This window comes from Thorsellia anophelis DSM 18579, from assembly GCF_900111395.1.
Taxonomy (GTDB): Bacteria; Pseudomonadota; Gammaproteobacteria; order Enterobacterales; family Thorselliaceae; genus Thorsellia; species Thorsellia anophelis.
In genome coordinates this window covers 1-13,869 of record NZ_FOHV01000046.1, presented here as the reverse complement: position 1 = coordinate 13,869, position 13,869 = coordinate 1, and the positions used below count along the sequence as shown (strand labels likewise).

At 34.5% G+C, this 13,869-nt stretch carries 15 protein-coding genes and 2 pseudogenes; 11 read left to right on the top strand and 6 right to left on the bottom strand.

The features are described from left to right. From BMW37_RS14320 to BMW37_RS14305, 5 genes are all read right to left on the bottom strand, one after another. Nucleotides 1-320: integrase core domain-containing protein (locus BMW37_RS14320; RefSeq protein ID WP_177168691.1), on the bottom strand; the 320-nt coding region annotated here is incomplete at its 3' end. A 41-nt stretch (nt 321-361) separates the two neighbouring features. After that, nucleotides 362-484 (bottom strand): hypothetical protein, encoded by a 123-nt coding sequence (locus BMW37_RS15780; protein WP_281241276.1) that lies wholly within the window; start codon nt 482-484, stop codon nt 362-364. Further along, a complete protein-coding gene (locus tag BMW37_RS14315) occupies nt 484-834 on the bottom strand; it encodes a helix-turn-helix domain-containing protein (RefSeq protein WP_093322583.1) in 351 nt (116 codons plus the stop codon). Before BMW37_RS14315 ends, BMW37_RS15780 begins: the two co-directional genes overlap by 1 nt. A 50-nt stretch (nt 835-884) precedes the next feature. After that, a complete protein-coding gene (locus tag BMW37_RS14310) occupies nt 885-1,289 on the bottom strand; it encodes a hypothetical protein (protein WP_093322580.1) in 405 nt (134 codons plus the stop codon). Beyond that, nucleotides 1,234-1,437: a transposase gene (locus BMW37_RS14305; protein WP_093322576.1), complete on the bottom strand. Its 204-nt coding sequence runs from the start codon at nt 1,435-1,437 to the stop codon at nt 1,234-1,236. Before BMW37_RS14305 ends, BMW37_RS14310 begins: the two co-directional genes overlap by 56 nt. Nucleotides 1,438-1,759: 322 nt before the next feature. Here BMW37_RS14305 and BMW37_RS14295 point away from each other — a divergent pair, with 322 nt between their 5' ends. The 11 genes and pseudogenes from BMW37_RS14295 to BMW37_RS16065 all read left to right on the top strand — a co-directional run bounded on the left by BMW37_RS14295 (nt 1,760) and on the right by BMW37_RS16065 (nt 13,578). Beyond that, nucleotides 1,760-2,395, top strand: a complete 636-nt coding sequence (locus BMW37_RS14295) for a hypothetical protein (protein WP_177168690.1) — start codon at nt 1,760-1,762, stop codon at nt 2,393-2,395. 307 nt (nt 2,396-2,702) lie between these two features. Then, nucleotides 2,703-2,990, top strand: a complete 288-nt coding sequence (locus BMW37_RS14290) for a hypothetical protein (protein WP_093322572.1) — start codon at nt 2,703-2,705, stop codon at nt 2,988-2,990. Between the two features lie 75 nt (nt 2,991-3,065). Next, nucleotides 3,066-4,342: pseudogene (locus BMW37_RS16070) on the top strand (DUF2345 domain-containing protein). Next, complete coding sequence (locus tag BMW37_RS14270; RefSeq protein ID WP_093322562.1) at nt 4,339-4,803, top strand: hypothetical protein; 465 nt, start codon at nt 4,339-4,341, stop codon at nt 4,801-4,803. The pseudogene BMW37_RS16070 and the gene BMW37_RS14270 overlap by 4 nt, the downstream one beginning before the upstream one ends. A 307-nt stretch (nt 4,804-5,110) precedes the next feature. Then, entirely contained in the window at nt 5,111-6,640 is a 1,530-nt protein-coding gene (locus tag BMW37_RS14265) for a LysM peptidoglycan-binding domain-containing protein (RefSeq protein ID WP_093322559.1), read from the top strand. A 27-nt stretch (nt 6,641-6,667) separates the two neighbouring features. Next, complete coding sequence (locus BMW37_RS14260) at nt 6,668-7,207, top strand: hypothetical protein (RefSeq protein WP_093322556.1); 540 nt, start codon at nt 6,668-6,670, stop codon at nt 7,205-7,207. A 584-nt stretch (nt 7,208-7,791) separates the two neighbouring features. Further along, a complete protein-coding gene (locus BMW37_RS15015) occupies nt 7,792-7,992 on the top strand; it encodes a hypothetical protein (RefSeq protein WP_143047680.1) in 201 nt (66 codons plus the stop codon). A 42-nt stretch (nt 7,993-8,034) separates the two neighbouring features. Beyond that, nucleotides 8,035-8,364, top strand: coding sequence for a VasL domain-containing protein (locus BMW37_RS14255; RefSeq protein WP_093322554.1), 330 nt, complete (start codon nt 8,035-8,037; stop codon nt 8,362-8,364). A 240-nt stretch (nt 8,365-8,604) separates the two neighbouring features. Next, a complete protein-coding gene (locus tag BMW37_RS14250) occupies nt 8,605-11,316 on the top strand; it encodes a T6SS effector BTH_I2691 family protein (RefSeq protein ID WP_093322551.1) in 2,712 nt (903 codons plus the stop codon). A 10-nt stretch (nt 11,317-11,326) separates the two neighbouring features. Next, entirely contained in the window at nt 11,327-12,424 is a 1,098-nt protein-coding gene (locus BMW37_RS14245) for a DUF6708 domain-containing protein (RefSeq protein ID WP_093322546.1), read from the top strand. Between the two features lie 956 nt (nt 12,425-13,380). Beyond that, entirely contained in the window at nt 13,381-13,578 is a 198-nt protein-coding gene (locus BMW37_RS16065) for a CPCC family cysteine-rich protein (RefSeq protein WP_143047679.1), read from the top strand. Nucleotides 13,579-13,581: 3 nt separating this feature from the next. Here BMW37_RS16065 and BMW37_RS15240 read toward each other — a convergent pair. Continuing rightward, nucleotides 13,582-13,869, bottom strand: a pseudogene (locus BMW37_RS15240) (hypothetical protein); the annotation flags it as partial.

The following is a 13,869-nucleotide window of genomic DNA, read 5'->3' as shown; positions in this document are numbered from 1 at the left end:
GTATTCCAACGCTCTGGAAAGGTTAATTTAGCTACCCTATAGACTTCTTTTCGTTTAGCCAGTATGTTACCATCAATACCTTGATGGCGCTGAGCAGGCGTCACGTATTTAATGCCACTGTGTCTATGTTCATTGTTGTACCAATAAACAAAACTGAGTACCCATTCTCTTGTTTCCTCTATGTCTTTAAATTCTTGTCTTGGGTATTGTTTACGTGTTTTCATACTACCGAATAAACTTTCAGAAAATGCATTGTCATTACTGACAGCAGGACGGCTATAGGAAATGATGATCCCAAGCTGTTCTAATTTAGCTTTCATCGTGTACCCTTTCATTGGGCTACCATTATCAGAGTACAGTGTTAATTCATCCCTGTTAATATTTCTTTTTTCGCAATCTCTTCAATTGATTGTGAAGCTAATTCAGCTGATTCAGTTTCATAGATCTCCCAGCCTGTAATATACCGGCTGTAAATATCTAGCACTAAATATTCACCTTTGATGAGTGTGGGTAAGTAATATCCCATGACGACAACTGATTAGGTTTGGTTACCACATAGGTACGAATAGGTTTCGGTGAATTCTTTTTAATTGTTGATATTGATTTTTTAACAAGCAAATTCTCAGCTCTCATTATCCTATAAAATGATGATTCTGAAGCAATATAAACACCCCTATCTGCCAAGATTGGAACGGTTTGTGCAGGTGGGGGCATGACAAACTCATCCGAAAGGCAGGTATCGATAATAACCTGTCTGATTTCAGGTGTAATTTCATGTTTATACTCACGTTCTTTGGCTTCTTGAGGTCTTGCATCAACTGTGTGCCCGGACACTCTTAGTATTGACGGCTACTTTGATGCTGTTTATAGCCATTTGGCGGTTTTCACAGGTGATTAATCTTCCTGCGTTTCCCCCAAAATGGCTTTGGCCTTTTTGAGAGTACCAATAACGCAGCTGTTTCAGATAAGGCTCGGTCTTTACGGTCAAGTTTTTTCTTATAGTGGCTGATTTCTTTATCTTTTTCAGCTAATTTATGGCTCTCAGCAATCACATTCATTTCTTTCATTGCAAGTGCTTCTACACATTCACTCAAGAGCGACTTAACCATGGCAATGTCATACCCATTTTCTCTGCAGTATCTTGCTAATTCTGCTTCATTTAATGTCGATGTAGTAATGATGATATTGAGTTTTTTCTGCGCTTCAGTGAGCTTATTAACAGGGTTCGATGATTTAGTTTTTATTGCTCGTATTTTTATGGATTTTTTTATTTTTAATAATGTTATCATTCGATCCTGATTTAATCTCTGCTTGCCATTTGTAAAGCGTGCTTGTTGAGATATTATAGTGTTGGGCTAATGCGGTGATGCTTGTATAATCACCATCCAATAATTTTGTCAAAATTGTTTCTTTGAATTCTACGGTAAATTTACTCATTTGTCTGTCTTTATCATGATTAAGTTATCAGTGTACAGGTCAGGGCGTGAGTATACATTAATTTACAATCCATCTTTAACTACTATTTCAATAAGTAAGGTGTTGTTGAAAATTAAAGTAAATCAAAAGCAGTAATTTAAATAATTATGTAAATCAATGCCCTAAAAAAGCTTGCTCGCCCCCTGTGTACAGGTAGTGTGACATAGGGGGATTCGTCAAGCCGGTGGATGGGGTGGCGCTGTTGCAGGTGCAAAGATAGGGGTTGCCACAGGTGCTCTTGTGGGTATATAAGCTGGTTCAGGTGCTATTATCACAGGAGCTATTGGCGGTATTATTTTTGGTGTGGCTGGGTATTTTGGTGCTGATTGGATTGCGGATTATATTTATGAAAATTAAAAAAATAGTGGAGTTTTTTATAGAAAAAATAATAAGAAATAATAAACAACTGCTCAATTTAAATATTCCACAAACATCTCGGGAGATTCTTTTTAATTTCAATTTTTTATACCCGAAGGTCAAGCGGTATATTTATAACGAAAGAGAATCGTATTATTTATTTTTCTTAATACATAAAGAATTGCTTCCATACTTTGAGTCTCTTTTTAATTTTGAATATGTGAGCGAAAAATTAATAGAATTAGATCTGTCAAAAACATTTGGGTTTGACCTAAAAATTCGTATTATTGATGATTTTGGTGGTTATATCATAGAGATTGAGACAACAAGTAAACAAATGGTTGAGGGCATTTTAAACAAAAGAACTTATCCTCCATCACCAGAGATATCGTTCCCAAAACTCAATCCAGAAGAGTATTATGGAAGTCTGCAAGGCAATATTGATTTTTGGTTTAATCAGTTATGGGAACCTTATTGGAAGTCTCTTTCAAAAGAAGATAAAACTAGTTTACCGTTAACAGAATCTTGGAGAGAGTTAATTATGTTTAAATTTGGAGAATAATATCAAAATGAGAACACCACTTAATTGTTCTAATGATAACCGAAAATTGATTGTAACTTGGTCTAAATTGGCTTGTATTTAACCTTTATCCGATCTTATTTTAATTATAACAGGTCAACAAATGAACTGGATTAAATTTTATTCAAAAACTCAAGGCTCTCAAAATGTATTTATTTACTCAAAAGTTTGAAGCTAGGTGATATTTTAACTGTCAAAGCTGGAGTGAATGATGTACCTAAAGTCATCACGCTAGGGGGTGATTATTACTAGTGTTAAGGTGGATAACATCAAATGCGATGGGAGTTATGTGCTCAGTTTTGAGGGTATTCCGTACCGTGAACGCGTTGGCTTTTGCCCTAATTTGCTCCCTAAACCAGTGATAGCAGGTACCATTCCTGCAACTGTAGTTCATCGAAACGAAGATGAAACCTATGCCTGGCTAGATGAACATGGCCGCTATCACGTTAAATTTAACTTTGATTTGAATGATAGTTGGAAAAAAGGTTACTCAAGCTTACTAGTACGGTTAGCTAAGCCCTATGCTGGTGATACGTATGGTTTTCATTTTCCGTTACATGCGCATACCGAAGTCTAAATAGCCTTCATTAATTCGGATCCTGATCAGCCCTATATTGCGCATGTAATACACAATCACAATAAACCCGAACATGTGAATTGGAATAACAACACGCGCAACGAGGTTCGCACACCGGCGAATAACAAATTACGCCTGGAAGCTCAACGCGGCGAGGAGCATGTAAAACTCAATACAGAATATGGCAAAACACAACTCAATATTGGGCACTTAGTCGATAATCAGCGCAAAAATCGAGGTGAGAGTTTTGAGCTCAGAACAGACGAGTGAGGAGCAATTCGAGCGGGCAAAGGGATATTTATCAGCACTGATGAACAAGCTAAAGCCCAAGGGCAAGTGCTGGATATGCAAGCGGCGATCAGTAACCTGAATGATGCAGTTGAACAAATGAAGGTACTTTCTGACGATGCAGAAAAGGCTGAGGCATTACCTGTTGCTATTGATACGCAATTAAAAATGTTACGTGAGGATATTGAACAACTAAAATCCTCTGTTTTATTATTAAGTGCCCCAGATGGAATATCGCTAATTAGTGGTGATAACTTACAGCTTGCTGCATCGAAAAATATTATTGCTAATGCTGGTAACAAGGCTAATATTGGAGTTGTAAAAGATTTTTTTTCGGTGTAGGTAGAAAGTTTAGTTTATTCGTACGCAGAATGGGGATTAAAATAGTCGCAAATCAAGGTGAAATTTCGGTTCAAGCACAAAATGATTTAATGGAATTGATTGCACGTAAATCTATTTCAATTACCAGCACTGAAGATGAAATTTTTATCACGGCTAAAAAGAAAATCACGATCAATGCTAATGGTAGTTATATCACGTTAGACAGTAGTAAAATTGAACATGGAACCACGGGAGATTTTATAGTCAAGAGTGCTACATTTGAACAAATCGGTCCTGCTTCTTACACACCCAAATTACCACAGTTTCCTATTTTGAATGAGGGTAAACATAGTTTAAGATTTGTTTTTGAAGGTGCTAATACTGTGGTTAATGCTATGGATTGGTTAATTGGTACCCCATATAAAATTAGGGGGTGTTTTGGTGATATAAAAAGTAGTGGAGTTATTGATGAAACAGGTAAGCTTGCTCGTGCCATAGTTGATGAAGCTGAGGAGTTAATCCTGACAATTGGTAAAGAGACATGGGATATGTTAGATCTTAGTTCCTCAGAGGGAAGTAGTGAAGATGATATGGAAGAAGATGTAATCACTCAGGATAAAGGTTCACTAGAAGAATCATTAGAAAGTGATCCATACATAGATAAGCTAGAACCAGATAGCTATGGTTTAAGTGCTGATTTGATCAAAAAAATATTTGGTACGTCTAATGGAGAGGATGAATGAAAAGTTTATTGAATTTTGGGTTGTTAAAATATTTATTTGCAATACTTAATCTAGTATTTTGTATTACATCATATGCTGTTACAACACAATGTGTTCCGGAATTAAGTGAAATAAAACTTGAAGGTAAATTAATTATTCAAACATACCCAGGGCCACCTAATTATGAAAGTATTGAAGAAGGAGATAGGCGAATGGATGTTTGGGTGTTACACCTAGATAAACCAGTGAGTTGTATTCAATTAGTTGAACGTGATAACAACGGTGAACTGATGGAGTTTGATGGTGGAAGTTTCATACGGATCATTGCATATGACGATACAAATTTAGATTTAACACCTTATGAAAATCAACATATCACGATTAAAGGCAGAATTCGTGCAAGGCAGGCAGGTATAGATTTACTCCCGATGCTTTTAGATTCAATAAGTATGTTCAATGATGAGCCTGTAATTAAAAAATAGATCATGAAAGGGAGAGTTATGGCAGATAATTTTATAAAAGCGGAATATAAACTTGAGTCCAAGACAGTTCTTTATTATACGGACAAAAATTCAATTTACTGGAGAAAAAACGGATCGCTATCATGGAGGTGTCAAAATCCTGGGGATTTTATGACAAAAAAACAATAAGATATACAGAGGTGCTATAAGTGTCGCAACAATTCAAAATGGTGATCAGTTTCTAATATTCGCTTCAAAAGAAGATGGAAGGAATGCTAAAATTGGTAATTTAAAGAGGATGCACCGTGGGAAAACTATCTTATAGGCAATGAAAGACTATGCGCCATTCGGACATGGTAACAACAACCCGGTAGAATATGCGGCTAGAATTCGCAAAGCAGCCAATTTAAGTGAAACAATCAAAATAGAAGAAATACCTGATGCACAATTTGAAATAATGATAAATACGATAGAATCACAGGAAGGATATATAGCAGGTGAAGAAGGATGGATTCAGACAACAACGGTAACTGTTACTGACGGCTCACGTCCTATACCTAATGAACCTGCTCAGGTGAAATTAGGCAATAAAACGTATGAAATGGAAACGGATAGTTTTGGTAGATTGCCGCTTATTGCTCACGATGAACCAGGAAAGCAAATTTCAATATCCACCAAAAATGCAACTGGGGAATATCAAAAAGTCTATCAAGCTGAAATGGCAGAATCATCAAAATTAATTTTACTTGTTAAGAATTTTATACAATTTTCAGCGAATGCACGTGTGCATGACCCGAAAATAACGCCTCTACCCGATATCAGAAAACCTCAAAAATATGTTATTCAACCCAAAGATACGCTATCAAAAATTGCTAAATCATTTAATGTGGATATGAATGATTTAGCAAAAAAAAATAACATTGCAGATATAAATAAAATTTATCCTGGTGAAACATTAATCATTTATGGTGAAAAACAACCAGAAAATAAACCAGAACAATACACTGTAAAAAAAGGGGATAGCTTATATAAAATAGCGCGAGAAAAAGGAACGTCAATTGAAAAAATAGCACAAGATAATAATATCAGCGATATTAATCGCCTTGATATCGGACAAATTCTTGTTATCAGCTCATCGTCAGCCCCTGCGAAAGCACCCGTAAAAACAGAATCTAAGAAGCAAGAGGATAATAATGAGGATAATAATAAAGAAAAATCACAAGCTAACAAAAAAAATGAATCAAAAGGAAAAGATATAAATCTAAAAAGTGAAAATAATAATCCTGCTAATACTGTTCCGATTGACCAAAAAAGAGCCCCGTGGATGGAATATGCTATTAATGAAGCTAAAAAATGGGCAGGGAAAGACGAAACAATTATTAACGAGACGATAAATTATCATAAAGAAGTTAATGTAGGCTTAAAAACAATTGTTGGTGATAATAATCCTTGGTGTGCTTCGTTTGTTAATTATTGTTTCCAATGCGCCGATTATCCTATATCTTCACCTCCTTCACGTGCTAGTTCATTTATAGATAATAGTAATTTTAAAAAAATAGACCGTCCTGTCTATGGTTGTTTGATAATATGGGAGAAGCCATCAGGTAGTGGGCATGTGGGTTTTATATATGGAAAAGACAAAGTCAGTAATGATATGATTATTCTTGGTGGAAATCAAAATGATTCAATAAATTTTCGTTTAAAATCAAGTTTTAAAATGCCATTTAAAGGGTATTATGCTCCAGACACATACGATATAAGTAAAGAGCCTGATTTAAGTATAATGGAAATAGATGAATTAATTAGAGATTTTAATATGGGCAATGTACAAGATTCAAACAATATTAGGACTAGGTAAAAACAGCATTACAAATGGAGGTTTTACATGAAAAAAAATATTTTTTGTTATTTTTTGCTATTTATCATTATGTTTTCTTATTCTTTTTTTAGTTCTGCTGGCGTTAAAGGATATAGTGTGGTTTTTTTTGATTTATCAAATGAAAAAAAAGGAAAAGAAGTTTTTTTAAAAACACTTCACTCATCTAGAGAACTATCAAGCATATTATCTAAAACTTGCTGGGAAAACAGAACTGGGGATTATATTCGAAGGGCGTATATCAATGAGATTCCAGAAGGAATAAATAGCACGGAATTAACCAAAATTATATCAGGTGATAAAATTGCAATAAAAAAAATACAATCTATACTACTCAATTATAGAGATGATGATATACTGCAAGGTTTTGATGGCATGTATATCTACAACGAAATAAATGGTTATGCATATGTTTTTGGATTTCCTAAATATGGTAAAAATATAATCACAGCAAAAGTAAACCTGCAACAAAAAGAGATCGACATTAAAAATATGGATCTATTGTTCTGCAATGCTTCAGCGACATTTGATTCATACTTTGGGCCGTAGTTAATAAAAAAAAAAGAAACAGATAAATATGTTTAAATAATAGTGATTGTATTCTCTTACTCGTTTTTAATTATTGCTCATTCCTTTGCAGTATCTCCTTGGGTTATATTGTTGCATCGATTCCTATTAAAGATGTTAAACATAAGCAGATTTCCCAGTAGAATGGATAAATTAAAATAATTTTAATTCGCTAATTCAAGAGGGTATAACTACTTAGCACTCGGTATAATAAGATGTAGATCCGCGCTTGAAATAGCCTAATTGTTAGGTTTTTTCCGTAGTATTAGTCGCATTACATTAAATCAATCGATGTTTATAGGGAGATTTTTTTGTACAGGTAGCCTAATAATTATTCACTTAGAAGCTGGAACTGAGACATTTATTTCCTTCAGTGTATTGGCTAAGAGGAAAGGTTTGCTAAGGGCCTAATTTTGGTGTCGGCTTATTCTTAACCAAACGGATAACTCAGCAGGAAATTAAAATTTACGTTGCTAATATATACTCATTCGTAGGTACTTAAGGTTAATTAATGATCAATGTCTGAGCAAGTTATTGTTTAGCTGTTACCACTTAAAACAGCAATTTTGAATTCAAGTACATTGCCCTCAAGCAAGCTGACATCTGAACAACTTGAACTTATGGCTATATTGCCTTTAGAAAAACGTGAAATGATACTCGCTAACATCCAAAAACAGCACTTTAGTCAAAGTGAAGTATATTTAACAAAACTCAACCAGGCTTTCCCTTTATGGCTATTGCAACAAGGTGATACTCTGCTTAGGTAAAATGAGGAAATATTTGGTGATATAGCACCTGTACTAAAACAGATGCAGACTTGGAAAACTGAACGTGAAGAGAATGCCGTAAGTCTTTCAGAACTGAATGGATATTATCATGCACAGCTTCAATTGCAAGATTTAGCAAATAAATTGAATGAACTTGATACTAAAAAAGGGAAATACCTAACAGGATCAGAACTTAAAACAGCTGTGTATTCGATTCAGCAACCACTGATTCAATCACCACCATTAGAAGAGTTATTGCGTCAACTTGCTATTCAGAGTAATGAAAAACAGGATATAGATCCAGCTTTAATTAAACAAATTGAATTGAAATTCACGCAATTATCGAATCGGTACTATCTATTAACTCGCTAATTTGGAAAAAGAAATGAACTCAAAATGTTTATTGAGTATCGAGGGAGCCCTAGTATTTAATAGGAAGATAAAAAAACAATTCTTCTAATACAAGTGTTGCTAGGAAAACTTGCCTGTTTCAACAAGAAATACTGGTCCTTACTAATTTAGCTAGATTACAATATGTTTTTCCTGGAAGTTTAAACGCCCCCCATTGAAACAGTACAAAATATTTATTATTAACTAAAAAGAGAAATTCAAATGCAATGTAATTTTTGCCACAGAGAAGGGCTTGCTATTTTACCAATGAGAGCAGCCTTGATTCCTCATAATAGCCAATTTACTTTTTTACCCCAAAACATTGAAATGCCTGTCGATGCACAGGGGGAAACAAACTATACCGCAACGCTATTAAAAGAGGGCTATCTTTATATATTTAATGAAAAAAATCAAGAATGGATATCCTACTACTGTACACCAAATGGATATTACAGTTTATTACCTCCAAACAGCACCGAATTCAAATCTTCACTATTAGCTAAAAATGAACCCTGCTCAGATAACCCCTTAGAACAAGCTAGATCACGATTAATTACATTACCCATGGATAATTATTGCAACAGATATGGGGTGTTTTGGCTTGCATGGTCACCTATCAGTTGGACTACAGATATGATGGTTCGCAATAGCTCCCCTATTATTTATCAAACATTTATGCAAAAATTTGATATGGATGAATGGATAAATTCAAATCAAACTTTTAATACTTTACCAATTACACAAAGCCAATCTTATCTGAATGATAGCCTGATAAAACCACCTCAAAAAGTTCCATTGCATATCAAAAATTGGCATTTTTTTAAAATACAACAAATTACTGATTTAATTAATTCTGCTGAACAGCTAAGTCCCAAGCGGGCTGCCATGATTGTATTGCAAGATCCAACTTCTATGGCAATTGATTTGTGCACACTTTCAGAAGAACGAATACAAAGTTTCCGCACTGGAACAATTAAAAGACAAAGAAAATTGAATGTTACAGGATTTGTTGATAGCCTGAAAAGTTACCTAAGAATGGAATCTGAAAAAGACGTTTTTCAACGACTAACAAGAACGGCTCCGTACAATTCATCTATTACAGATATCGATACTAACAGGGATCCTGATTTTGAGGCGTTAAGTAATAAGTATGGTGCAGATATTTATGGCAAAGACGAAGAAACTAAACTACGCTATTTTGAGGAATATAATGCATTAATGATCAGCAAATTAATTGATCAAAAATTCGCTTTTGTAGACCGCTTTATGCAAATTAAAGGGAAAACCAACCAAGATTTTTTCAATGAAGCCGAGTCTAATTACCAATCAAAATGGAAAGATTATAGTCAATATTACAATCAATCTGCTGCTGATAGCTTTAAGCTATCATTTCAAGCAGAATTTGACATATTTGAAATTAAAATGATCCAACCACTAAAGAACATGCATACTGCCTGGCTAGCCAGTTCTTCGATATGCCATTTTTTTAAGCATAATTTTGATGCCAGTGCAGAAAATTACACTTTGCATTCAGGGGCAATTTATACTGAATTAATAATGGCTTGCTGTGCTGGGATGCAAGATAAAATTCCTCCAAATGGTAAACTTGTAGATGATTATATTTATAAGGAGATGGTAAAAGATCCGCGTGACCCCAATAATTATATTGCTCGAGCAGGTTATCTTAATAATGAAGAATGGATTAAAAAAATAGGTGAACTGATCGATAGTGCAGATCCTTGGACTTCCATCCCTTGGCAAGGATTTTTCGATGCCTACAAATTAGTTGTTGATCAATTACGTTTGAACGAATCAAATATAATCATTACCCTTGCGCGCTACACAACAGTATTTGCTGGTCATTTTACGAAATTTATCGAAGATTTTGCACATGGTGTTGGCAAAAAATTAAATGGATTGTTAATGTTCATAAATACCATAGAAGGGAAGTCATTAATCATTATTGATGAAACCATGACTCGTACACAAGCAATCACAAAAACGGCAATGATTATCCATGAAAATAATCCGGTTTCACCTAAAGAACGCAGGCAGCTACTGTTATTTGATTCCATATCGGATGAATTAGCAAAACTTAAATTATTTGGTTTAACTAATGATGAAAATGTGAAAGTTCGTTATGTTGGCCGTATCGATTTAAAAGCTCTTAGTGCATTTAGAAAAGCTTACGGCACCATGTCTCTTGTGACCTATGGTAAAAAAATGGCTCATTTTATAGATAGCGGATTACCTTCTTGGCAGAGAATCATAGATAAACTCTCGGTGAATTTTAAGAATTTTAGTTGGGATCACTCTAATGCAAAGGAGATTTCACACACTAATGTCAAAGCTGGAATATTTTCGATATTAATTCAATCCTATATCTTAATTGCTACGATTAAAGCTGATAATGGGCATTTGATGAAACTTGGCGATCCTGGAATTCGCTTCGCAGGAAATCTAATGATAGCAGCAAGTACAGCAATTGGAACGATGGAAAGTTATGTTAATAATATGTCAAAAATAAATCCAGAATATAAACCACCCCTAAGAATTTTCAAAACGGGAGGGAAGTTTTTTAATTTAGGAGCTAAAATTGGTGCAGTTGGTGCATTTGTAGTTGCCGTTCTAGATTTTATTAAAGGGTATAAGCTTTGGGAGGATGGGTACAAAAGTGAGAGTAAAGCTCTTTTTGTTTCTGGACTAGGAGGGGCATTGATTGGCGCAGCCGTCTTTGGATTCTTTGTTGGCCCTTTAATTTTTGTGGGTATTATCTTATTAATAGGCTCCGCGGTCTATTTATTCTTTTACCAACAAGATGCTATGCAAAAATGGCTGGAGCGATCTATTTTAGGGGTTATCCAAAATGATTCAGTCACTATGTTCCCAACCATGGAAATGGAAATAGATGCTCTTAACGAATTAGTAGGATAAGGAAGAGAAAATGAAGCAAAGCTTAGCACAACGATCAATTGAAGGGCCGGTTAATCGCCCATTAACTGACTTTGAAAAGACTAATCAACTCGATAACCATATTTTAGGTAAAGGAATACCGCTTACGCACTCAAATTTAATCATACGCATGAATTCTACTTTTTTAGAAATGCCACAAGATGGGTTCCCTAATCATCGCATAAATTTTGGTATGGCAGCATTATTTATGCTAGTTCCAATTGTTCCAATTAGTATAATTTTATTTGACGCATTATCAAAATTAAATGTTTCATTTATAACAATAGCAATATTCGGTTTTTTATGGTTTCTTGCGGTTTTTTTAGGCTCCTTACTTTTTAAGATCAGTTTTTTTAATTATACCCATCGCCCCATTCGCTTTAATCGTAAACAACAATGTGTTCATTTTTTTCGATTTGATGGGTCACAGTTGACTGTCCCGTGGAAAGATATTGTTTTTACTTGCAGTAAGAAAAATATACTGCAGCCCGTTTATATAGCGGCAAATATTATCGATCCTAAAACTGGGATAATGACGGAGCGATTTTTTTTACCTGAAATGACTGTTTCCCCTCCATTTTTTCATGCTCAAGCAAAAAGGCACTATTATCCCGACCTGGTGAGTATATGGGCTTTTATTGTGGAATATATGGAGGGAAATAATTTACCCGAATTAACACGGTTAGTCTATTACTGCATACCGATTGCTAAGAAGAAAGAGAGCCCTTATTGGAGCATGCTGTTCTCTCTAAGCACATTGAACCCTCAATTTAGTCGCTACTATACTAATTTTTCTTTTTTATTTGAAATGTTATTTTTTGTTATTTCTTTTCCAATACTGCTACTCACGAATTTGACAAACAAATTTCCTAGATGGAATCCAGAAATTGAATCGATGTGTCAAATTGAACCTAATGATCCAATCAATTTAAGCAATAAAACAAATCCAACAGGTTGGAAACTGTTTCGTTATGTAACAAGCATGTTAACACTACAAGAATTTAGTCATTGGCTAGAAGATATGAAATGGTCAGAAAGTCTTAGTCGCTCAGAGCAAGCCCCACCAAACGAATCTCATAATGAAAAATGAACTATTTGCAACGAGCTAACGCTACCTATATTCATTTTAAAAACAATTGTTTAATGAATTTAAATTGCATTTAATTAGACAACTTTAACAATTGATGTGGTTTTTTATAGTTATGGATATATCCGTGTATCGATTAATGTTAATATTTCAGGAATCAGGGGGGTGATGGAATCATGATTAATGCTATCATATTTATCGTCCTCTAATACATAGGGCTACGATAGCTGGAAAAAATACAGACAGCATCAAAATTCACAATATTCCATTGACAGGCCGTACCATTAAGAAAAGTGATAACTGATTTAAATATGATAACCAAGCCAGATTGATAGAAAAGCGCATCGTAGAAAACGGATTTCGATCCCGCACCTATTTTTACCACTGGAATGCACTTAACCAACTGGTGCGATATATTACCTCACAAGGAGATGAATAGCATTATCAGTATGATGCATTTGGAAGACGCATCAGAAAATTTCAAGTGATACATCATGACCACCAAGTGGACAAACGTCCTAGGCCAAGCCTATTTTCACAGCCACAATCACAAAAAAATAGGGAGTGAATATTACTACCTAGGTGACCAGCTAATTGAATAAGCCCCGATTTTAGATGATGGACGGACAGGAACCGCTTTCGAAGAGGCAATTAAGTCAGCAGGATTGAAATAATGTGTATACAATTTACTCGGAGTGAAGTAATTAATTATTTGGCTTACTATTATTTATTTTCTCAAAGCAGAAAATAGGCTAAATTTTTTATTAGATAATGGATTGGTAAGTGATGTTTACCATTAAGAATCAAATTGTTGCAACTTTAACCCTGAGATATTTAAAAGCCATAAATTTTCACCATTAGTAAAAAATTTTTATCTAGAAAGTAAAGTTGAAGAAATTACGTGTAATCAAATATGTATAGTTGATCATTGCGATGAGAATATAATTGGTGTTGGGTGTATGGCATGCCATTATATTGTTTATGAAAGTAGCGAAGAATCATTTTATGAAATATGTCTTGTTTGTCATTGGCAGACAGACTCTTTATCTAAAAATGGTTATAGCAATATAAACAAAGTTTATTTAAAAATATATAAATGTTCTGATTTTTTTAAAAGCCAGGTAGATAAATACTCGGATATGTATAAACGAATATAGTAATTAACCAACAGCAACCCCCAAATAAATGTCAAACGACCTATCCGATTTTTTTTTACTGCTATTTGCATTATTTCCTTTGACTGGGTTAAATACTATTTCATCTTCATAATCCCAGTCTCTTGTATCTCGAGTATTCCAACGCTCTGGAAAGGTTAATTTAGCTACCCTATAGACTTCTTTTCGTTTAGCCAGTATGTTACCATCAATACCTTGATGGCGCTGAGCAGGCGTCACGTATTTAATGCCACTGTGTCTATGTTCATTGTTGTACCAATAAACAAAACTGAG